22 protein-coding genes are annotated in these 22130 nt (G+C 44.4%); 15 read left to right on the top strand and 7 right to left on the bottom strand.

Translation table 11 applies throughout. The features are described 5' to 3' along the window. Both ACYZZR_RS06925 and ACYZZR_RS06920 read right to left on the bottom strand, forming a co-directional pair. Positions 1 to 161: AAA family ATPase (locus ACYZZR_RS06925; protein ID WP_461533273.1), on the bottom strand; the 161-nt coding region annotated here is incomplete at its 3' end. A 285-nt stretch (positions 162 to 446) separates the two neighbouring features. Beyond that, entirely contained in the window at positions 447 to 1193 is a 747-nt protein-coding gene (locus ACYZZR_RS06920) for a lysophospholipid acyltransferase family protein (RefSeq protein ID WP_461533272.1), read from the bottom strand. A gap of 62 nt (positions 1194 to 1255) precedes the next feature. Here ACYZZR_RS06920 and ACYZZR_RS06915 point away from each other — a divergent pair, with 62 nt between their 5' ends. Continuing rightward, the gene (locus ACYZZR_RS06915; protein WP_461533271.1) at positions 1256 to 1492 is read left to right on the top strand and encodes a GlsB/YeaQ/YmgE family stress response membrane protein; all 237 of its coding nucleotides are present in this window, start codon (positions 1256 to 1258) and stop codon (positions 1490 to 1492) included. A gap of 257 nt (positions 1493 to 1749) precedes the next feature. Next, positions 1750 to 2718 carry a tryptophan--tRNA ligase gene (trpS, locus tag ACYZZR_RS06910; protein WP_461533270.1) on the top strand — a complete coding sequence of 323 codons (969 nt, stop codon included), beginning with the start codon at positions 1750 to 1752 and terminating at the stop codon, positions 2716 to 2718. 2 nt (positions 2719 to 2720) lie between these two features. Here trpS and dprA read toward each other — a convergent pair whose 3' ends face one another. After that, positions 2721 to 3854 carry a DNA-processing protein DprA gene (dprA, locus tag ACYZZR_RS06905; protein ID WP_461533269.1) on the bottom strand — a complete coding sequence of 378 codons (1134 nt, stop codon included), beginning with the start codon at positions 3852 to 3854 and terminating at the stop codon, positions 2721 to 2723. A gap of 140 nt (positions 3855 to 3994) precedes the next feature. Here dprA and ACYZZR_RS06900 point away from each other — a divergent pair, with 140 nt between their 5' ends. The 3 genes from ACYZZR_RS06900 to ACYZZR_RS06890 all read left to right on the top strand — a co-directional run bounded on the left by ACYZZR_RS06900 (position 3995) and on the right by ACYZZR_RS06890 (position 6048). Next, complete coding sequence (locus tag ACYZZR_RS06900) at positions 3995 to 4915, top strand: HU domain-containing protein (RefSeq protein WP_461533268.1); 921 nt, start codon at positions 3995 to 3997, stop codon at positions 4913 to 4915. Between the two features lie 108 nt (positions 4916 to 5023). Then, positions 5024 to 5533: an acyl-CoA thioesterase gene (locus ACYZZR_RS06895; RefSeq protein ID WP_461533267.1), complete on the top strand. Its 510-nt coding sequence runs from the start codon at positions 5024 to 5026 to the stop codon at positions 5531 to 5533. A gap of 11 nt (positions 5534 to 5544) precedes the next feature. After that, on the top strand, positions 5545 to 6048 hold the full coding sequence (locus ACYZZR_RS06890) for a DUF1905 domain-containing protein (RefSeq protein ID WP_461533266.1): 504 nt from the start codon (positions 5545 to 5547) through the stop codon (positions 6046 to 6048). Here ACYZZR_RS06890 and ACYZZR_RS06885 read toward each other — a convergent pair. The 3 genes from ACYZZR_RS06885 to ACYZZR_RS06875 all read right to left on the bottom strand — a co-directional run bounded on the left by ACYZZR_RS06885 (position 6045) and on the right by ACYZZR_RS06875 (position 8816). After that, complete coding sequence (locus ACYZZR_RS06885) at positions 6045 to 6773, bottom strand: metallophosphoesterase family protein (RefSeq protein ID WP_461533265.1); 729 nt, start codon at positions 6771 to 6773, stop codon at positions 6045 to 6047. The two genes, ACYZZR_RS06890 and ACYZZR_RS06885, sit on opposite strands and share 4 nt — an antisense overlap. A gap of 52 nt (positions 6774 to 6825) precedes the next feature. Next, positions 6826 to 7983 (bottom strand): DUF5929 domain-containing protein, encoded by a 1158-nt coding sequence (locus tag ACYZZR_RS06880; protein WP_461533264.1) that lies wholly within the window; start codon positions 7981 to 7983, stop codon positions 6826 to 6828. 65 nt (positions 7984 to 8048) lie between these two features. Further along, complete coding sequence (locus tag ACYZZR_RS06875; protein WP_461533263.1) at positions 8049 to 8816, bottom strand: SDR family NAD(P)-dependent oxidoreductase; 768 nt, start codon at positions 8814 to 8816, stop codon at positions 8049 to 8051. Between the two features lie 496 nt (positions 8817 to 9312). Here ACYZZR_RS06875 and ACYZZR_RS06870 point away from each other — a divergent pair, with 496 nt between their 5' ends. From ACYZZR_RS06870 to ACYZZR_RS06835, 8 genes are all read left to right on the top strand, one after another. Beyond that, positions 9313 to 10314 (top strand): AAA family ATPase, encoded by a 1002-nt coding sequence (locus ACYZZR_RS06870; RefSeq protein ID WP_461533262.1) that lies wholly within the window; start codon positions 9313 to 9315, stop codon positions 10312 to 10314. A 96-nt stretch (positions 10315 to 10410) separates the two neighbouring features. Beyond that, entirely contained in the window at positions 10411 to 11277 is an 867-nt protein-coding gene (locus tag ACYZZR_RS06865) for a DUF58 domain-containing protein (protein WP_461533261.1), read from the top strand. A 59-nt stretch (positions 11278 to 11336) separates the two neighbouring features. Further along, complete coding sequence (locus ACYZZR_RS06860; protein ID WP_461533260.1) at positions 11337 to 12980, top strand: hypothetical protein; 1644 nt, start codon at positions 11337 to 11339, stop codon at positions 12978 to 12980. 1 nt (position 12981) lies between these two features. Further along, positions 12982 to 13983 carry a vWA domain-containing protein gene (locus ACYZZR_RS06855; protein WP_461533259.1) on the top strand — a complete coding sequence of 334 codons (1002 nt, stop codon included), beginning with the start codon at positions 12982 to 12984 and terminating at the stop codon, positions 13981 to 13983. 63 nt (positions 13984 to 14046) lie between these two features. Beyond that, complete coding sequence (locus ACYZZR_RS06850; protein ID WP_461533258.1) at positions 14047 to 15090, top strand: vWA domain-containing protein; 1044 nt, start codon at positions 14047 to 14049, stop codon at positions 15088 to 15090. Positions 15091 to 15195: 105 nt separating this feature from the next. Next, positions 15196 to 16116, top strand: a complete 921-nt coding sequence (locus tag ACYZZR_RS06845; protein ID WP_461533257.1) for a tetratricopeptide repeat protein — start codon at positions 15196 to 15198, stop codon at positions 16114 to 16116. Between the two features lie 48 nt (positions 16117 to 16164). Next, the gene (locus ACYZZR_RS06840; RefSeq protein ID WP_461533256.1) at positions 16165 to 17943 is read left to right on the top strand and encodes a BatD family protein; all 1779 of its coding nucleotides are present in this window, start codon (positions 16165 to 16167) and stop codon (positions 17941 to 17943) included. 11 nt (positions 17944 to 17954) lie between these two features. Continuing rightward, complete coding sequence (locus ACYZZR_RS06835) at positions 17955 to 18773, top strand: tetratricopeptide repeat protein (protein WP_461533255.1); 819 nt, start codon at positions 17955 to 17957, stop codon at positions 18771 to 18773. Here the strand turns inward: ACYZZR_RS06835 and ACYZZR_RS06830 are convergent. After that, complete coding sequence (locus ACYZZR_RS06830; RefSeq protein WP_461533254.1) at positions 18768 to 19697, bottom strand: cation diffusion facilitator family transporter; 930 nt, start codon at positions 19695 to 19697, stop codon at positions 18768 to 18770. The genes ACYZZR_RS06835 and ACYZZR_RS06830 overlap by 6 nt on opposite strands. A gap of 241 nt (positions 19698 to 19938) precedes the next feature. On the opposite strand from ACYZZR_RS06830, the gene ACYZZR_RS06825 reads away from it, so the two are divergent. Together ACYZZR_RS06825 and ACYZZR_RS06820 are read left to right on the top strand one after the other, a co-directional pair. Next, entirely contained in the window at positions 19939 to 20247 is a 309-nt protein-coding gene (locus tag ACYZZR_RS06825) for a hypothetical protein (protein WP_461533253.1), read from the top strand. A gap of 222 nt (positions 20248 to 20469) precedes the next feature. Further along, a complete protein-coding gene (locus ACYZZR_RS06820) occupies positions 20470 to 22122 on the top strand; it encodes a SulP family inorganic anion transporter (RefSeq protein ID WP_461533252.1) in 1653 nt (550 codons plus the stop codon). Positions 22123 to 22130: the final 8 nt, after the last annotated feature.

Here is a 22130-nt window from a genome sequence, read left to right as displayed (position 1 = left end):
TCCTGATCTTCGAGCGAAACATACCGGTATGTGTCAAAAAGTGATTTTAATAGTGTTGTTTTGCCCGATTGCCGGGGGCCGGTTACTGCAATAATCGGAAACTTGTCTTTTTGGGCTAAAATATGAGCTCCCAATTGCCTGACTATTAACTCCTTTTTCATAATTCAGCGATATATAATTGCAAATATACATAATACATACTTACAATATTACATACTATATTGTTTGAATAATACATAAGAGATAATTAAAAAATTACATGAACGATACTTTTGTGTTCCCGTTTTAACATTTTTCCATAGTAATTTTACCCTACATCATCTGGGGGAAGCGTCACTGCGACACCGAGCCATAACGAGAAGGCGGCAGTCTTCTTTTCACAAGCACACCAGAGAACGACCTACAAACAAGCCGCTCCCAAAAAAAGCCTATCAAAAATACTTAAATCACTTTCCATTAAACTCCTTTAATTGATTGTAAATAACCTCTTTAGACTTAGCCTTCAGGGCGGATCGGTCGTCTGTAGTTAGGCCTGTGGTGGGGATAAAAGAATGTACCACAGCTCTCATTTTCCCCGGGCTCCCGCTCAAAAAAGTATAGGAAAAGCGTTTTTTATTATCGGCAAAGGTCATGGGAATTACTGGGATTTGATATGCAATAGCCAGTCGGAATGCTCCGTCTTTGAACTCGTCTAAGTAGATCTCTTCATCAGGCACTCCTCCTTCGGGAAAGATACACACACTCAAGCCTTTGTCAAGTTTTTGTTGGGCGCGTTCGTACACGGCTGTACGGCTTTTTACATTGTTGCGATCTACCAATATACACGCCCGCTTGTAGAAAAAGCCGAAGATCGGTATTTTGGCCAGCTCTTGTTTACCCACAAACACAAAGGGATTAGGGGAAGCCCTCAACATCAGCATGATATCGGTCATACTAGTGTGGTTGGCGATCAGCACATAGCTCTTGCCCTTTTCCATCTGCTGTTCTCTCTTTATGCGGGGAATAAAACCCATACCGTAGAGAATGACGGTAGCCCATATATTGCGCACTACCCAGAAAAGCTGGTGATAGTAGCGATCTGACGAGGTGAGTACAAGCAATACAGGCGACAATATGACCACTGTACAAAACACGAGTATATAGAACCATATCCGCCAGATAATTATAAAAGGGTATTTCAGAAATTTCATCATGCTTCAAAGTTAAACTTTTAAAAAAAATTCATATCTTTAATTGAAACTTTAAATTTTTGATTATGATTTACGCAATAATTATCGGAGCCATAGCCGGGTGGCTCGCCGGAGTTATCATGAAAGGAGGAGGGTTCGGACTCTTGTTCAATATCCTATTGGGAATTCTCGGCAGCGTTATCGGCCATTGGCTGTTTGGAACTCTGGATATCAGCATTGGCTCCGGCTGGTTGGGAGACCTCATCACCGGAGTGATCGGTGCCGTTGTGGTACTCTTTGTGGTAGGGCTATTTAAAAAGTAGCTTCTCTGCATCTCAACAGTACAATTTCAAAATCTAGCACCGCTTTTGCCAAAAGTAAAAGCGGTTTTTTACGGCGGCACACTTGCTGCTCTCCTGCAAATTTATCTTTCTATCTGCCTCAAATGTTCTTAATTTGTCTTTATTTTGCAAAGGGTAATCCTGCCTCACAGGGATAAAAAGTTTTACGAGAGATTTGGTATTTGTAAAAATGCCTCCGCAAACACCTCTTCGGGCAGGTAGAAGACGAGAATTAAACTATGGCACGAATACTCACAGGTATACAGAGCACGGGAACACCACACCTTGGAAATATTTTGGGAGCTATACTCCCCGCAATCGAGATGTCGCAACAAGCGGGAAACGACTCTTTCCTCTTTATTGCAGACATGCACTCTCTGACACAGATAAAGGACGGAAATGAATTGAGGCAAAACACCTTTAATGTCGCTGCTACCTGGTTAGCTTTCGGACTCGATATCGAAAAGGTGGTTTTTTACCGGCAGAGTGATGTTCCTCAAACGGCAGAACTAGCCTGGTATCTGAGTTGTTTTTTCCCTTTTCAGCGGCTCACCCTTGCGCATTCGTTTAAGGATAAGGCCGACAGGTTGGAAGACGTAAACGCTGGTTTGTTTAGCTACCCTATGCTTATGGCTGCAGACATATTGCTCTATGACGCAGAAATTGTTCCGGTAGGCAAGGATCAAATGCAACACTTGGAAATCACCCGTGATGTCGCCCAGAGATTTCACCGTAAAATGGGTGAAACTTTTGTAATCCCTGAAGGAAAAGTACAAGAGAACACTCAGTACATTCCGGGCACTGACGGAGGAAAGATGAGCAAATCGAGGGGCAATACCATCAACCTCTTTTTACCCGACAAGCAATTGCGCAAACGGATAATGAGCATAGAAACCGACAGCACTCCTCTAGAAGAGCCCAAAGATCCGGATCGCTGCAATGTCTTTGCCTTGTACCGCATTCTCGGCAGTGCGGAGCAAGTAGCCGCCATGCGCGAAAACTACCTCAAGGGAGGTTATGGCTACGGTCATGCCAAGCAGGCTCTTTACGAACTTATCATCGCGAAGTTTTCCACAGAAAGAGAGCGTTTTAATTACTTCACTGAGCATCCTGATGAAGTAGAGCAGGCGCTTGCTACAGGAGCTAAGAAAGCGCGAAAAGTAGCCGGAGAAGTACTGCAAAGGGTGCGGGAGAAAATCGGGTATTAGACTTAGCGACCAACCGCTTCAAAAAGTTTTCCAGGCATTGGCCTCACCAGGCCTTTCATCTCCAGTGCAATCAATATGGAAGATATGCGATGTACAGGAGTTTTGCAGTGAAGAGCAATAATATCCAACATCTCTCTACCGTGTTCCGACAAAAAGGTGTACACTTTTTGTTCGTCGCTGTCGAGTTGTGGAAAAAGAGAAACTTGCCTACCCTGTTTTCCCGAGGCTTCTTGACGCGCTAACAGTGGTTCACGATGCCATCCCAAATGATACACTAGGTCTTCGGCCGAGGTGAGTATATGCGCTTTCTGCGAGCGTATAAGGTGATTACACCCCTCGCTATAACGATCATCAGTACGACCAGGGACGGCAAAGATCTCTCGCTGATACGAATGGGCAATCCCCGCAGTGACCAAGGCTCCACCCTTGGCAGCCGACTCTATCACCACCGTAGCCTCCGACAGACCAGCAATAATGCGGTTGCGTTTCAAAAAATTTTCCCGTTCGGGTGCACTACTACTCCAAAAGTCGGTCACAAAGCCTCCTCTAGACTCTACTCCAGACATATAGGGTTTATGTGCTTTAGGGTATATCTGATTTAACCCATGGGCCAAGCAGCCCACGGTTTGCAAACCACAATCCATCGCCGCCTTGTGTGCCGTGATATCCACCCCATAAGCAAAACCGCTTACCACCGCCGGATCGAAAGATGCCAAATCGGCTACAAATTGTTCGCAAAATCGCTTCCCATACGAGGTGATATTACGCGTACCCACTATACTGATAACCCTTTTGTGATTGAGGTCTGCATTGCCCGATCGAAACAGCAGTATCGGACTGTCTACACAGTGCTTGAGACGTTCGGGATAATCGTCCTGCTCAAAATAGCTATAGCCAATATCCTGATCTTCCAGGAATTTCATTTCTCTCTCTGCCGCCTTGAGATTCTCCTTTCTTCGGATACTCTCTACAATACGCATTCCCACTCCGTTAATTCCCAATAGATTTCGGGGTTTTTCCTCAAAAATAGCCCTAGCGCCACCACAGCGGGAAATCAGCTTTTTAGCCATGATATCTCCCACTCCTCGAGCGTATTGTAAGGCGAGTATATAAAGTAAATCGGGCAAGGTTTTCATAGTCTCGAGAACACAAAATAAGATTTAATCTGACAATAAATATACGATTATTCTTTCTATATAAAAAGCTTTTAGGAGCTGTTGATAATTTTTATGGCTCAACCCTTTACTCTCATCAAAAAAATCACCATCTTTGTTTTATGCAGTTAGAACACTATATCGGCGAACTATTATACAGGTATTCATGCGTTACCGTACCGGAATTCGGTTCATTTCTCACCCAGTTTCGGTCGGCACGTATCCACAATCACTCTTTTTTCCCTCCTTCCAAGGCAGTGTCTTTCAATGCTCAGCTCGTTTCCAACGACGGTTTACTGCTTCGGCATATCTCCGACACTCTCGGTATTTCGTATGAAGAAGCGGAATTAGAGGTCAGAAAAAAAGTGATTGACTGGAACGAGCTTTTGGAAAATGGAGAAAAGCTCTCCCTTAAGCAAATAGGACTTTTGTGGCTAAACAAAGAGGGTAGCATACAGTTTCAGCCGTTTACCGAGACTAACTACCTCACCTCTTCTTTCGGGATGGCCGCTACCGGAGCCCGAGAGATTATCAGGAAACCCACATCCCAAAATAACGACAGCTCCTCCACGGGAGTACGCCCCATCGGCATACCCTCTAGGAGGAGATCGTATCTCAAATACGCTGCCATATTGTTGCTATCAGTATCTGCGGGTACTGTGGTATACCAGTCACAGCGTATTTCATCTCAACAACAGCAACAGCTGGCCGAGCAACAGGTACAGCAGCAGCTAGAACAAGGTATACAGAAGGCTACCTTTTTTGACACCACTCCTGTAAATCTTCCTTCAATCACATTGAAGGCTACTAAAAAACCTATGTATTACGTAGTGGCTGGCGCTTTTCGCGTTGCAGAAAATGCCGATAAGAAAATGGAGGAGCTTCGCAAAAAAGGTTACGAACCACAGCGTATAGCCCCAACCACCCATGGGCTTCACCAAGTGGCTTTCAACAGTTTTACCGACGCCAGACAGGCGATCAACTTCCTGAACAGTGTCAAAAGAGAAAACCCGGAAGCCTGGCTACTCGTATCTAAAGACTGAATTTATTCCTTTTTCACAACGCCTAACGACAGAGAAGAATAATGTTCAAGCACTTTCTAGCTGTTCCAATTTTATAGTACCTTTGTATTAATATTAGAAACAAAGCGAATGCAAGCAAAAAGTCCTGGAGCATCTAGAACTATTATGACCGATTTGGTCCTTCCCAGCGAGACAAATCCGCTGAACAATTTATTTGGAGGAGAACTCCTGGCGAGAATGGATCGCGCGGCCAGTATAGCTGCCCGAAGGCACTCTAGACGCATAGTGGTAACGGCTTCGGTAAACCATGTAGCCTTTAACCGGGCTATTCCCCTCGGCAGTGTAGTTACTGTAGAGGCAGCTGTTTCCAGGTCGTTTAAAAGTTCGATGGAAGTCTTTATAGACGTCTGGATTGAAGATCGAGAAAACGGCTCTAAAACAAAGGCTAATGAAGCTATTTACACTTTTGTGGCCGTCGATGAAACAGGACGACCTGTAGAAGTCCCTCCTTTAGCTCCCGAAACAGCACTTGAAAAATCGCGTTTCGAAGCGGCTCTCAGGAGAAAACAGTTGAGTCTTGTACTCGCTGGAAAGATGAAGCCCAATGAGGCCACCGAGCTCAAGGCGCTTTTTGTCTAAATGAGAATCAAATGATCTCTTTCTCTTCACATATCGCAAAAATGGATTCTCCGATATGGACCTACGTTATTCCCGTACCGGCTGAGATCGCAAAAACACTGTCCCACAGCAAGAGATTGATTTGTCATTTTGGTCAAGGTATAAAAAAACACAGTTCTCTGATGCCTGCGGGCGACGGTTCTTTTTTCATACTTCTGAACAAGAAGGAAATGACACAGCTGAAAGCCCGAGTAGGCGATGCCATATCGGTAGAACTAAAAGAGGACCTCTCCGATTACGGCACTCCTATGGACGAAGCTTTTCAGGCTGTGCTGAACAGCGATGAAGAAGGAAGCCGCCTTTTTGAAGCTCTGACCCCAGGTAAGAAAAGAACACTTATTCAAATCGTCGCCAAAATAAAAAATGAGGCTTTGAAGATACATCGATCCATCATCATCCTAGACCACCTAAAAATGACTTCCGGGAAGGTAGATTACAAATTGCTACACCGACAATTCAGAGAGCAAAAGCTCTAGTTTCGCCCTTTTTCTCCAGGGTATAGCGTCCAGACGGGGTCGCTTTGCCAAAATCTCTTAGAGTCGGTATCCATTACAGTCAGCGCTCCCTTAAATGCAGCTCCAGTATCTACATTCCACACGTTTGCGGCATTTACGGGAATTTTCTCTCCAATACGGGTAACCGGGGTATGCCCTATAAAAATCTCTGTGTAATGCGATAGTCGCGCCGGATATCTATACGACTCTTTCTGGATCGAAGTATCTAGGGCAAGCGCCGTTTCCCATAAGCTGCGATCCCAATAGAACATTTCGGTAAAGTACTCGTGTTCTACACCCCTGGTATGGGTAAAGCCCGCGTGTAGGAACAAGCTGTTTTTTCCGTCTATATGATAGTCGATCAGCTGCTCCAGAAAACTCCCGTGAGCTTTTCGCGTCTCCTCTCCTATACCCTGATACGCCTCCATAGTGGCCTCTCCACCGTGAAAGAGCCACAGATCGTCGTACTCCCCTTTCACTAGCCAATTCCTGCACAGGGTGTCGTGATTTCCACGAATAAATATACAAGACTGCCTTTCGCGAAACTCCATCAGAAAATCCAGTACTTCGGGCGTTTCGCTCCATCCATCTACATAGTCCCCGAGAAAGATAAAAGTATCTTCGGGATTTCTGTCTACCTCATTTAAAACCTGATCGAGAGCCTTAAAGCCCCCGTGTATATCCCCAACTACAAACGTTTTTTTCACTCTGTTATGCCTTTCTTTTTTAGGATACAGTGGCAAAACACCTCTATCCTCCTTAATTGTATTTCACTTTTCTGAGTACCCTCAGCGATTCTTTCAGCGATGCGTATATCTCGCGGTTGTAGGCCTTTATCACTTCTCTGTGTTGTTCCAACTTTTCCTTTGCATCGTCAAAGCCGTTTAATGCACAGATGAGATAAGTAGCCGGAAGGTTTTCTATATCCTTGCGCTCATTCGCATTGAGCGGCACTCCCTTTTTCAATTTTTGCAGCAGCACATTATTGGTATTGTACACATGGTGTAACACCTTTCTGTCGTATTCCGGCGGATCGAAGATAAGCGTGCTGTCTATCTTGTACGACCCATTGTCGTTGAAGGTGATCGTCACAGTTTCTAGAGGATAGTACTTTTGGTGGTCGTTCAATCCCAACTGCACGTATTCGGTGGTAGAAAACTCGTGTTCATTCACTCTGATTTCCACCTCGTCTAAGGCCGAATAAAACAGTCTTACCTGCTCGTTGATCAATTCGATATCCACCCGGGAGTAATACACCTTGTCCTCTGCCTTGTTTCCGCTTTCGTTCACCTTTTTGGTCACCCCTGCCCAACAGACCACAAACTGCTCTTTAAACACCTTGTAATGCCCTTCCAAATCGCGATGTCTCTCGTATAAAAAATCGATTACCCCGTTTAGGGTGAGCTCGATATTGTTTTGTGCGTGCAATTCTATCTCTGCCACCACTGCCGAATTGGTGTTTTTAAGCTCGGTATCAAATACCCTCGGCATACTCATACTGCCCTCTCTAAAAAACACCGCACCTCCGTAATACTTCCATATATTTCTGCGTAGCGAACACAACTTTCCGGTAGATCTTATCGTCACCAATCCCACTACTTTTCCCTCGGGAAGATGTGGGAAGGGCACATTCTCGTAGGAAATAAGAGGTGGATTGTCGAGATAGGCATTGACCAGATTTTGTATTTTGCTATCGTCAAAAAAATCGGTTCCTACAATCTCGTTGTCTTCGTCTTCCACACCCACTACAATAAAGGAATTGTTTTCAGGGTTTGAATTGGCTAGGGCGCAAACGTGCTTTAAGAATTTAGCCTTCCCTTCTTTTTCTCCGATATTGACAAACCTCTTTTTGTCATAAAAACTGTTTTCGTCGTTATGAGCTAGGAGGTTTTTTACTAACAGGCGTTTATTGATCATGACAATGCCGAGCTAACCGACTATAGGTTTTCGTTTTACAGATTAATACAACTCAAAAGACAATCTTACTCCCGATGTCTTACCGTAGAAGACGCCTGAGCAAGGGGAAGTACTACTACATCGCCTATATTTACGTGAGCTGGTCTGGAGACCATAAAATATATCACATCGGCTACATCTTCTGCGCTAAGTGGTTTCAAGCCTTGGTATACGGCATCTGCCCGCTCTGTATCGCCTTTAAAGCGCACTTTACTAAATTCCGTTTCCACCATTCCCGGGTGAATAGCCCCTACCTTTACCCCGTGAGAAATCAGGTCGATGCGCATTCCTTTGCTAATGGCGTCTACGGCGTGTTTACTCGCACAGTACACCCCTCCGTTGGCATACACTTCTTTCCCTGCAGTAGAACCCACGTGGATAATGTGTCCGCCTTTTCTCTGTACCATCTGTGGGAGTATTGCTCTAGACACGTACAACAGCCCTTTTACATTTCCGTCTATCATAGCGTCCCAGTCGTCCACATCCCCCTCTTGCATGGGTTCGAGACCGTGTGCATTACCCGCACTGTTAATAAGGATATCGATCTCCGAAAAAAGTGCTGGCAGGCTGCCAATCGCTTCAAAAACTTCGTTTTTCTCTCTCACGTCAAATTGCAGGGTGTGTACATCGGTAAGCCCCGACAATTCCAATTTCAAATTGTCTAAGCGTTCCTGTCTTCGCCCGCAGAGCACCAGGCGGATTCCGTGACGGGCAAAAATTTGAGCTGTAGCTCTCCCAATACCACTAGTCGCACCGGTAATCAAAGCAGTGCGTTGTTCTTTTTCTTCACTCATACTATTAAAATTACAGTGTTTATAAAAACTGTCTCAGTTTTATATTTCGGTTCTTTTTATCGTGTTGGATGGAGTACAAAAGTGAAAACCGGGCTTAAATACCATTTGACAGTCCGGCTTATATCGCATTTCCGTATAAAAATAATACTTTATTCCCTAGCCGACTGTAAACAATATATTAAAAGTTCCGGTGTTTTTCCAAACACACTGACTCCTAACAGCTTACTGTCTGACACCGAATCGAATCTCTCGAAAGCAGTACAAAATATGCGATAGTGGCAAAGGAGAACTAGTAGATATCTGAACCCCTCTCTGCTATATTTTCAACAGAATCGCCCATCTCCGTTAAATTATCATAATTTTTGCAAAGGCTGTGTTATTCACAGCGTACTATTCTATTTTTTAACTATTAATTAACTCCCCTGTTTGAAATTAATTTTTCAATTTGCATCATAACAATCAGGTTTAGTATATTCACGGCGCAAAATATAATTCGATGGAAGATAACAAGACTTCAGACATTGGTTTAATTAATGAAAAAATCCAGAGAGAAAGTGCCTTTGTCGACTTACTCACCCTGGAGATGAACAAGGTTATCGTAGGGCAGAAGCACATGGTAGAACGCCTTTTAATCGGTCTTTTAGGCAGGGGGCACATCCTTTTGGAAGGAGTGCCCGGGCTGGCCAAAACACTGGCCATAAACACTTTGTCTCAGGCCGTTCACGGATCGTTCAGCCGAATACAGTTTACCCCCGATTTGCTTCCTGCCGATGTAGTGGGAACCATGATTTACAATATCAAGGAAAACGATTTTTCCATCAAGAAAGGGCCTATTTTTGCCAACTTTGTGCTCGCAGACGAGATTAACAGGGCACCGGCCAAGGTGCAATCCGCTTTACTGGAGGCCATGCAAGAAAAGCAAGTAACCATAGGTGACGACACTTTTATCTTAGACAAGCCTTTTCTGGTAATGGCAACGCAAAACCCCGTAGAACAAGAAGGGACCTACCCCCTTCCGGAAGCACAGGTAGACCGGTTTATGCTAAAAACCGTTATCGATTACCCAAAACTCGATGAAGAACAACTCATTATCAGAGCTAATCTGAAAGGAAGTTTTGAAAAGATAAATCCGGTGGTATCGCTGGAGCAAATACTAAGTGCCCAACAATTGGTACGCGAGGTGTATATGGATGAGAAAATAGAGAAGTATATACTCGACCTCATCTTTGCTACCCGATATCCCGAAAAATACAACTTATCTGAGCTGAAACCTCTTGTGAGTTTTGGCGCTTCCCCTCGTGGAAGTATCAACCTGGCCACAGCTGCCAAGTGTTACGCCTTTATAAAACGCCGTGGATACGTAGTTCCCGAAGATGTAAGAGCCGTAGTTTACGACGTACTTCGCCACAGAATCGGGATTACCTACGAAGCGGAAGCGGAAAATATCACTTCGGTAGATATTATCAATAAGATTGTCAATGAAGTGGAAGTCCCCTGATCTCTGCCAAACCTACAGTATCGAGATCTAAAAAATTAAAAAGGATGCTACATCGCCCTTGTGGGGCATTTTGTTGCAAACCTCTTTCCGGAGCGTATGGACACTAAAGAGTTACTTAAAAAAGTAAGGAAAATAGAGATCAAGACACGGCGGTTGTCTGACCATATCTTTGGAGGAGAATACCATTCTACCTTCAAGGGGAGGGGTATGACCTTTAGCGAGGTAAGGCAATACCAATTTGGCGATGATGTACGAAACATAGATTGGAATGTCACCGCTCGCTACAACGAGCCTTTTGTAAAGGTTTTTGAAGAAGAGCGAGAGCTCACCATGATGCTTATGGTCGACATTAGTGGAAGTCAGTTCTTTGGTACCTCTTCGCAGTTCAAAAACGAGGTAGTCACCGAAATTGCAGCCACCCTGGCTTTTTCCGCTACTCAGAACAACGACAAAATAGGTCTTATTCTCTTTTCAGACAGGGTGGAGCATTACATCCCCCCAAAGAAAGGGCGATCGCACGTATTGCGCATTATCCGAGAGCTGCTGGAATTCCGCTCCCAAAGTAAAAAAACCGATATAGAAGAAGCGCTTAAGTTTCTTTCTAATGTCTTAAAAAAAAGAGCTATAGTATTTATCCTTTCAGACTTTGTAGATGAGGACTATGATCGCACATTGCGAATTGCCAGTAAAAAACACGACATCACCGGAATCAGGATTTACGACAAACACGAAGAAGCCCTCCCCAATCTGGGTATGATAGAAGCAGAAGACGAGGAGACCGGAGAACTTATCACGGTAAATACCGCATCGAAAAAAGTGCGCAATAGCTATGCTGCATATCACAAAGAACGAGTAGATTACTTTCACAACTCCTTTACCAAAAACGGAGCCGGTGTACTACACAACCGCGTAGATGAAAGTTATGTAAAAAAACTGTTGGGATATTTTAAAAGACGAGCGTAAAAATGACCGGTAGGTCCGCAATGAGACTGAGATATATTATGAGTAGAAATTCGGAGGATATGAAAAAAAAGCACAGCCTTATCGCTGTAATAAGTGGTTTGTTTGCTGCCATGCTCTTTCTGTGTCCTTCCGCAATGCGGAGTCAGGCAGCCCCTAGCGTATCCTCATCTATCGATACTACAGAAATAAAAATTGGTGAGCAGTTGCATTTCGAGATAGCAGTAAAGGCCGATACCACTGCTTTAGTCGTATTTCCCGAAGGGCAAACCTTTGGCCCTCTCGAAATGGTAGAGGCTACCGATATTGACACTTTTCGAACTAAAGACCGTTTCGATCTCATTCGGAAATACGCCCTGACCCAATTCGATTCAGGACATTACACGCTGCCTCGACAAAAAATTATAATAAACAACAAAGAGTTTTACACCGATTCGCTCCAGATTGCTGTAAACGACGTAGTGGTCGATACAACTTCACAAAAAATGTACGACATCAAAGCGATACAGGAGGTTTCGGGAAGCCATTCCGCTTGGGTTAAATACTTGTTATGGGGGGTGTTGGGAGCACTGGTAATAGCTGCGGTAATCTATTGGTTTTTTATCCGAAAAAAGCCCCTCAGTGAAAAGGAAAAAGAAGCACTACTGCCCCCTTTTGACCGCGCACTGCTCGGTTTGAAAAAACTGGAAGAATCGCGATATCTCATACAGTCTCAATACAAAGAATACTATTCAGAACTCACCCAAATAGTCAGAGAGTACCTCGAAGAGGAAATACACATTTCGGCTATGGAAAGTACTACCGAAGAGCTGGTTGCCAAACTCGAAATGCTACAGCAAGCTGGCAAGCTAAACCTGGAGAAAAACACCATCGACAATTTCAAAGCTGTACTTCAAAAAGCCGATCTCGTAAAATTTGCACGTTCCAGACCAGATACTCAGGTGGCAGAAGAAGACAGAAAGATTATAGAAAATGTGGTGGTTCGCACCAAGGAAGCCATTCCCGAACCCACCAAAGAAGAACTCTTACAGCAGGAGGCCTATAAGGCCGAGCTAGAACGCAAACGACGCAAAAAAAGACAGCTTACCCTAGGTATAGCCGCGGGCTGTATACTGTTGCTCATCGCTGGAGGAATTACCGCATATTACGGATACCATCGAGTAAAAGATACAGTTTTCGGGCATCCTACTCGTGAATTGCTTCACGGTGAATGGGTAAATAGCGAATACGGCTATCCCGCTATAATCGTCGAAACACCTAGAGCGCTTCGGCGAACTAAAATCGATCTTCCGGATGCTATGAAAGAGGTGGTGAGCACTAATCAAACCTTTACCTATGGCAGTTTGATGGGCAATTTTCACATTTCGGCAAGTGTGACCACTTTCAGACAGGGGGTGGAATTCAATCCGGAAGACGCTATACAGGGTGCCATAGCTACCCTAGAGCAACAGGGAGCCAAAAACATGCTCGTAAAACAAGAGGAAATCACCACTCCCTCGGGAGCCAAAGGGGTTAAGATCTTCGGAAGTATGGACATCATCGTCGATACGGAAAACGAAAAAACAGTAAAGGCCAATTACGCCATTCTCAATTTTAACGAAAAAGGAGCTTTTGAACAGCTCACTATAGTATATCACAGAGACGACAGATACGCTTCTGAAATCGAGCAAAGGATAGTCAACTCTATAGATTTTAAAAACCAATAAGATGCTGGAGAATATTCAATTTGCAAATCCGCAGTATTTCTGGTTGCTCTTGTTGCTTCCTCTGGCCATCGTATGGTATATACTAAAGCGCAAGAGGGCCACTTCCCCGCTTAAAATATCGACAACACGGGGTTTTAAGAGTCAGGCTTCACTACTGCCAAAACTCAAACCTCTTCTCTTTGTATTTCGCCTGCTTGCCATTGCACTACTCATCACTGCCATGGCGCGGCCGCAAACCATGGATGTCACCTCCAAAACCAAAACGACAAGAGGTATCGATATTGTGATGGCTCTGGATTTCTCGTCTAGTATGCTGGCCAAAGACCTGAAACCAAACCGGCTCGCAGCACTCAAAGAGGTGGTTGCAGAGTTTATCGAAAATCGTCCTAACGACCGCATCGGACTGGTGGCCTATGCCGGAGAAAGCTATACTCCTATTCCAGTGACGAGTGACAAGCCTTTGGTGCTAAACACCTTAAAAAATCTCGATTTTGAATCCCTTCGCGACGGGACAGCTATAGGCATGGGGCTGGCAACAGCTGTAAATCGTCTCAAAGACAGCAAAGCCGAAAGCAAAGTAATCATACTACTCACCGACGGAGTAAACAACACAGGGGTGATAGAACCCCTTACCGCTACCGAACTGGCCAAGGAATACGATATAAAAACCTATACCATAGGACTGGGAACCAACGGTATGGCCATGACCCCTATAGCCTACAATCCAGACGGTTCGTTTCGCTACGGTATGCAACAGGTAGAAATAGACGAAAAACTGCTCAAAGATATCGCCAAGGAAACAGGAGGACGGTACTTTAGAGCTACCGACAACAAGAAACTGGAAGAGATTTACGAGGAGATCAACCAGCTCGAAACCACCGAGATAGAAGAGTTTAAATATTATAATTACGACGAAAAATTCCGCCCACTGGTACTATTGGCAGGAACATTGCTGTTCCTTGAATTGTTTTTGCGCTATACAGTATTCAGGAGTTTTGTGTAATTTGTATCCGGCTTACTCCAAAGCAGATCGCTGTAAGGTGTAAGGCCAAAATTATTGACAGAAATGTACGTACTGGAAGAAAAGACATATTTTTACCTGCTGGCTATCATCCCGGTGATAGTACTGCTCTTTGTTGTTTTCCAGATATGGAGAAAGAAAACACAGCGACGGTTTGCCGATGCAGAACTGCTGAAAAAGCTCAGTCCCGAAACCTCTACCTTTAAACCTTTGCTCAAACTGCTGATGCTATTGCTCGCCTTTGTAGCACTTATCACAGCCCTGGTAAACCCCAAAATAGGCAGCAAACTGGAAACGGTAAAGAGAGAGGGGGTAGACATCGTTTTTGCGATCGATGTGTCAAAAAGTATGCTGGCGGAAGACATTACCCCCAACCGTCTTGAAAAATCAAAACGACTAATCTCTTCCATTATAGATCAGCTTGCCGGCGATCGTATAGGGATTATTGCATACGCTGGAGAAGCTTTCCCCCAACTCCCCATCACCACCGACTACGCAGCGGCCAAAATGTTCTTACAGGGCATGAATACCGATATGTTGTCGTCTCAGGGTACCGCAATAGGTGAAGCCATAAATATGGCGACAGACTATTTTAACGATGAAGCGCAGACCAATAAAATTCTGGTTGTAGTATCGGATGGAGAAGATCATCAAAGCAGTATAGAAAGCTCGCTGGAAGCGCTGAAACAAAAGGGAATACGAGTCGTAACCATAGGAGTTGGAACTACCAAAGGAGGTCCTATACCGATAAAGAAAAACGGTATTACAGAAACCTACAAGAAAGACAGGCAGGGCGAGGTCGTGATTACCCATATGAACGAAGAGACCCTGCGAAAGATAGCCGACAACAGCGAAGGTGCTTATATGAACGGCAACAACACTGCTGAGGTTATGGACTTTATGAAGGACTATCTCGGAAATTTGGATAAAAAAGAATACGAAACAAAGCAGTTTGCCGACTATAAAAGTCAGTTTCAATGGTTTTTGGCTGCCGCTTTATTATTTTTAATTTTAGACCTTCTTTTCCTGGAGCGCAAAACCTCCTGGCTGAGAAAACTCAATCTCTTTAACGAAAAGAGTGAAGGATAAATCACGTATAGCGACCGAAACGCATTTGAATTTTAAGTTTAAATGAATGTCAAAATGAACAGCTTTTTTTATACATATCGTCGCTTTTACAGCAGGGGTCTACTTATGGCTCTCACTTTACTCGCCCTATTGTGCGGCCACCATCTTGTAGCACAGCAAGCACAAGACCAGAAGAGAGACAAGGCGATACGAGAATCGGAACAACTCTTGTACAAGGCCAATGCTGAACTAGATGCCGATAAATTTGAAGATGCCGAGGTAAGTTACAGAGAAGCTATTTCAAAAAATGCAGACAATGCTACCGCCCGATACAATCTCGGGAATGCGTACTACAGAAGAGAAAATCTCGGAGAAGCCTTTTCCAGATACAAACAGGCCGGTGAAATTGCAGATAGCAAAGAGAAAAAACACCAAGCCTATCACAATCTGGGGAATGTCTTTATGAAAAATAAGGAATATCAAAAGGCCGTAGAAGCCTATAAAGAAGCCCTTCGCAACAATCCCTCCGACGAAGAGACGAGGTACAATTTTGCCCTGGCCAAAGAAATGCTGAAAAACGACCAGAACCAGCAAGACCAAAATCAGCAAAATCAGAACAAAGGCGGAGGTGACGACAACAAAGAGCAGAACAAAGATCAACAGGAGCAGAACAAAGATCAAGGTGATCAAGGTGATAACAAAGACAGTAAAGAACAGGATCAGAACAAAGAACAGGGTGATCAGGGTGATCAAGGAGACAAGGAAGATCAAGATGAACAGGGAGACAAAGGAGAACAGGGAGATAATGAAGAACAACAGGGAGACAAAGGTGACGAAGAATCAGCTCAGAACGGACAAGATAAAGAACAAGAAGGTGAACCCAAAGAAGAAGGTCAGGGAGCGCCACAGCAAGGAAAAAGCGAATTGTCTCCTCAGCAAATAAAAGCGCTATTGGAGGCTATGGGTAGGGAAGAACAAAGAGTTCAGGACAGGATCAATGCCAAAAAAGCCAGTAAAGCCAAGACCTCATCAGAAAAGGACTGGTAGTCGGGAAAAATGCTGTGTTATCCAGACCATTAATGAGACGATAGAACTATGAATACTATTAAACATATTGTTATTTTACCTCTACTGATTCTCTTTTCGTGGAGCGGACTGGCTCAACAGGAGAACATACAGTTTGAGGCCAAGGTAAGCAAGAGTGTTTTGGGGGTCAACGAAAGACTGCGGATAGACTTCACCATGAGTAAAGACGGAGACAACTTTAGCCCTCCTTCATTCGACGGCTTCTCTGTGGTAATGGGTCCCAATCAGTCGATAAGCCATTCATGGGTAAACGGAAAAAAGAGTTTTTCCAAGACTTACTCTTATATATTGGCACCTACAAGCCAGGGTAAATTTACCATTAAGCAGGCTACCATAGAAATCGACGGAGATGTGTACAAAACAATGCCTATCGATGTAGAGGTCACGGCTTCTGTAGCTCAAAGCGACGAAGGCGATGCCCCAACCAGCCTTACGGAGGGTAAATTGTATCTCGTTGCCGAGCTCTCCAAGGACAATCCTTATCTCAATGAAGCCGTTACTTTAGTGTACAAACTCTACATAAGTCCCGACACCAACGTATCCGATTTCCGAGCACTCGACAATCCCAGTTACAACAATTTCTGGAGTCAGGAAATAGATATCACCCGCTACGAAATGCAAAACAGCACCTACAAGGGCAAGCCCTATCGGTATGTGGTACTGAAGCAGGTGGTACTCTATCCTCAAAAAGATGGCAAACTGACCTTGGAGCCTTTGTCTCTCGATGTCACCATAGATGTGCCCACCAACAAGCGGGATTTTTTCGGGAGACGAATGTATACTCAGGCACATAAAACTGTCTCGGCCGGCAACAGAACCCTAAACGTAAAACCCCTTCCGGAAAACGGAAAACCCGCCGGATTTAGCGGGGCAGTAGGGCAGTTCGACTTTAAGGTCACCTCTTCCAAAAATACACTAAAGGCCTCCGAATCGCTCCAAATGAAGGTTGAAGTTCGCGGTAAAGGGAATTTTAAATTGTTTTCCCTTCCCGAAGTCGAACTTCCGAACTCTATGGAGGTATACACTCCTGAGTTTAAAGAAAATATATCTACATCGCTCTCCGGTATGTCGGGAAGTGTTTCAAACAGCTATACTGTAGTTCCTCAATTTAAAGGAACGTATACCATACCCGAGCTGTCGTTCTCCTATTTCGACCCGAAGAGCCAAAGCTACAAAACACTCAAGTCGGAAGCGACCTCAATTCAGGTTACCGATGGCCCCATGCCTTCCGCTTCTACCGCTCCTGTACAGGGAGGAGTTGTAAAACAACAGGTACTAGCCACCGGAAGTCAATTCAAGTTTATCAAACTATCTCCGGCATTGGTAGGGATTACGAGAGATGATTTCTTTCCCTCCACTTGGTTTTTCTCCTTACTGCTACTCCCCTTCCTGCTTATTCCTATGGCCATAGTGGTCGTCAAGAAAAAACAGGAATTCGAGGCCGATGTGGAGGGCAACAAGATAAGAAAGGCCAACAAGCTGGCCAGAAAACACCTGTCTGCAGCCAAAAAAGCTTTGGGCAAAAAAGAAGAGTTTTACGTCGCTCTCGAAAGAGCATTGCACAACTATCTCAAAGCGAAAATCAATATTGAAACCTCCGAATTCAGCAAGGAAAAAATCACCGAAATACTACGTGAAAAGGGAGTGGAAAACGAAAATATAGAAGGTTTTATCGGCTTGCTCCAAAGCTGCGAACTGGCGCGATACACTCCTGCTTCGGAAGTGGCTATGCAGCAGGATTACGACAAGGCGGCTACGGTGATTTCCAAAATGGACAAACAGATTTAAAGCAACGCGGGATGACTACTGGAAAAACATATAACAAGCGAGGTTTTTACCCCACTGTAAGCACTGTGACAAAAGATATTGTCGCTGCGATACTATTGCTCTGTTTCTACGGATTCGTATTTGCACAAGACAGCTCTCCCGACAGCCTGTTTGACAGAGGTTCTGCTCTGTACAACGAAGGAAAATACAGCGAGGCCGCAGAGAGCTATCAGGCCGTACTCAAAGCGGGAAAGCACTCCGCTTCGCTCTACTACAATCTGGGGAACACCTATTACAAGCTGGACAGTATTGCGGCAAGTATCTACTATTACGAAAAGGCGCTGTTGCTCTCTCCCGACGATCAGGATATCAAAAACAACCTCGCCTTTGCCAAAAACAGGACTATAGATGTTATTGAAGTCTTGCCAAAATCGGGGTTTGCTAAATTTACTGAACGCCTTATACACCGCTTTCACTACAACAGCTGGGGTACTGTAGCTGTTGTACTCGCCTTTATTTCCGCACTTTTATTTCTGCTGTATTACTACAAGCGTTCTCCCATTCAGAAAAGAATCTTTTTTGTGGCCAGTATAGTCGTGGTTTTTGCCATGCTCAGCAGCATCTATATCGCCTACGCTCAATACCACGAGATCAGCAATACGCGCTATGCCATTGTATTTGCAAAGGAGGTTGAGGTGCGCTCAGAACCCAACAACCGCAGCGAAAATATCTTCAAACTCCACGAGGGTACCAAAGTGCAGGTATTGGAAACCCTCAATAACTGGAAACACATACAACTGGCCGACGGCAAAACCGGCTGGCTATCTGCAGAGAGCATTGACGAATTATAAGTCTTCGCGAGAACTGAACTTGTAGGGAGAAATCGTTTCTGTAGTACGGTCTTCTCCCTCATAAGGTTCTATGTGAATGAGTATATGTTCGGTATCGGGCATTTCTTCTTGCAGGGCATTCTTTAGGTCGTGAGCTAGTTTATGCCCTTCTCTCACGCTAATTTCTGCATCGACTATAGCGTGCAGGTCTATATTGTATTTCATTCCCGTTTTCCGCACATAACACTTTTCGGTACCCATTATTCCATCTACTCTACTGGCTATTTCTCTCACCTTTTGTATACGATCTTCATACAATTGCTCGTCTATCACCTCCCCTAATGCGGGACGAAAAATAAGATATCCGTTATACACTATAACTGCCGAAGCCAACAATGCCGCCCAATCGTCTGCTGCCTCATAACCTTCACCTAGAAAAAGCGCTATAGAGATCCCTATAAATGCCGCCACAGAGGTAATGGCATCGCTTCTGTGGTGCCAGGCATCAGCTTTGAGCGAGCTGCTACCGGTATCGCGACTCTTTCGTATCACTATGCGATAGGATATTTCTTTCCACAGAATAATAGCCCCCAGTACGACCAGGGTAAAAGGTTTTGGCAATTCGTGTGGTCGCCCTATATTCCTGATACTTTCATAAGCGATAAAAGTGGCTGAAATCATTAAAAACCCCACAACGACAAATGTGAGCAGGGGCTCCGCTTTTCCGTGTCCGTATGGATGATTTTCATCTGCCGGCCTATTGGCATACTTCAAGCCCACTAAAACCAGTAAGGAAGAAAACACATCGGCAGTCGACTCTATAGCATCGGCAACAAGAGCGTGTGAATTACCTACTATACCGCTTATCCCTTTGATCAAAGCAAGTGCAGCATTGCTCAGCAAGCTGAACCAAACAGCATTAAGAGCGGTTTTTTCTCTGGTCATTCTCTCAGTGTTTTCACAAATTTACAATTTCTGTTTCGGATAAATCGCGCTAATCGCTATCTCTCTTAGATTGAATATTGAATTGAAGTTAAAGGCATTATTAATCTCATAAAAGCACCCGTAATATTTTGATAAATTAATAAAAAGGCTTCTGAATAGGCCAGTTTTAATTTTTCCTTAACAAACAATAATATTTTACTCGTAATTTTGTAGTTGTATATTGTAATACCGCTATTTTTTATTGCGATTAAAAAAGTCTACATACAAAAACATCGCCATCTCCCTGATTGTCATCTTCGGGTTGTTTATCATTACCCCTACTGTGATTATCATAATCGAACAGGATGCAGATGTTTCCCTGTTCTATTCGGCTACAGAAGAAGAGACCAAGGAAACCATCAAGGTTGTGGACGATCGTATTGGTAAAAGTATGTACGACACTCCATTTCTGGCATTTTTTATGTCGGAGAAAGGCAATATGGTGTATATAGAAAACCTTCATCTTTCTTGGCTTGCAGACAAATTCTGTCCACCCCCTGAATTTTCTTAATTCTCTATGGAAACACTACAACCGTAGTTTTCCTTGTCCTCTATTGCTCATATCAATGCTGTCGTGTTGCACGACACGGGTGTTTACTGTCTTGAAAGAACAGGTAAACAAACTTTTTTAAAAATATAATAATCTGCTTGTATCGAGTTGGAGGACTCTATCTATCTGCTTGCATAAGTTCTGTAAGTATCACATTATCGTTTTATTTTAAAAAATACTTTCATGAGAGAGAAGATATCGTTATTCGCAAATCTGAAATCAGATTTTGCGGCAGGGCTTGTTGTGTTTCTTGTCGCATTACCCTTATGCCTTGGCATTGCCATGGCATCGGGCGCCCCACTGTTCTCCGGAATCCTTTCCGGTATTGTGGGGGGTATTGTTGTAGGCTACCTAAGCCAGTCACACGTAAGTGTTTCCGGCCCTGCGGCCGGGCTTACGGCCATAGTACTCGTAGCCATTACCGACCTAGGATCCTTTGAAGTTTTCCTCATGGCCGTAGTTCTTGCCGGACTTATTCAGGTTGTTCTCGGGCTTATCAAGGCCGGAACCATTTCCAATTACTTTCCTTCCAATGTGATCGAGGGAATGCTCGCCGGTATAGGGGCTATTATATTCCTCAAACAGGTTCCTAAGGCGTTGGGGTCTGATGTAGAAATAGGATCGGGCCTGGCCATTTTTACAGATCTCATCGCTTCTTTTGGCAATATAAAACCTGGGGTGATCATCATTACCGCCGTTTCACTGGCGATTCTGATCGCCTGGGAAAAAATAGCCGTCCTGAAAAAACTGAAGTTGCTGCCCGGGGCACTGGTAGCTGTTATTGCCGGAACGCTGCTCAACGAAATATTTATCCTTTCGGGTAGCAGCCTTGCAACGACCTCCAATTACCTTGTAAACCTACCTGTTCCCGAATCGATAGAAGAATTACAAGGGATAATATCCCTACCCAGTTTCGGGGCCATTACCAACCCCGAGGTCTGGACCACTGCCATTACCATAGCCGTTGTTGCTTCTATTGAGTCTTTGCTCAACCTGGAGGCCTCGGTACGTATCGACCCCTTAAAGAGATACGCCAGCGCAAACAGGGAGCTGAAGGCACAAGGGTTGGGAAATGTGGCTTGCGGACTGATAGGAGGGCTTCCCATCACCACGGTCATCGTCAGGACATCTACCAATATCAACGCCGGGGCAAAAAGCAAGATGTCGGCCATTATACACGGTATACTGCTGGTGGCCTGTGTGCTCTCTATCCCTGTAATACTGAACAAAATCCCCCTTGCCACACTTGCGGCTGTATTGCTGCTCATCGGTTACAAGCTGGCCAAACCCGCTGTTTTCAGACACTTTTGGGAAAAGGGAAAATATCAGTTTATTCCGTTTATCATCACCTTTATTGCGGTAGTCTTTGCCGACCTATTGAAAGGTGTGGCTCTAGGAATGCTTATCAGCGTGCTGTTTATCCTCAGGGGGAACATCAAGAGGGCTTATTTTTTCCGCAAGGAGAAATATGAGAGCGGAGACCTAATCCGGATCGATCTGGCTCAGGAAATATCCTTCCTGAACAAAGCAGCCATAAAACTCACCCTGAGCCATCTGCCGGAAAAATCGAAAGTCGTTATCGATGCCTCCGATACGGTATACATCGCTCACGATATACTGTCGCTTATAGAGGAGTTTAAGGAATTTACCGCTCCCGAAAAGAACATTGACCTGGTATTGATCGGGTTTAAGGATGCGTACCGTATTGGTAATGATAACATTAACGACGACGCCCTGAACAGGGTTATCGTAGAACACAATATCATGTCTTCTACCACAAAAAAAGGTAGTACTTCTCACAAGGAGGTAATCTCAGAATTAATCAATGACAAATAACAAAGTAG

The organism is Sinomicrobium sp. (genome assembly GCA_029266035.1).
In the GTDB taxonomy this organism is placed as follows: Bacteria; Bacteroidota; Bacteroidia; order Flavobacteriales; family Flavobacteriaceae; genus Sinomicrobium.
Note: the sequence above shows the minus strand (reverse complement) of the source record. Positions and strands in the feature narration are given on the sequence as shown.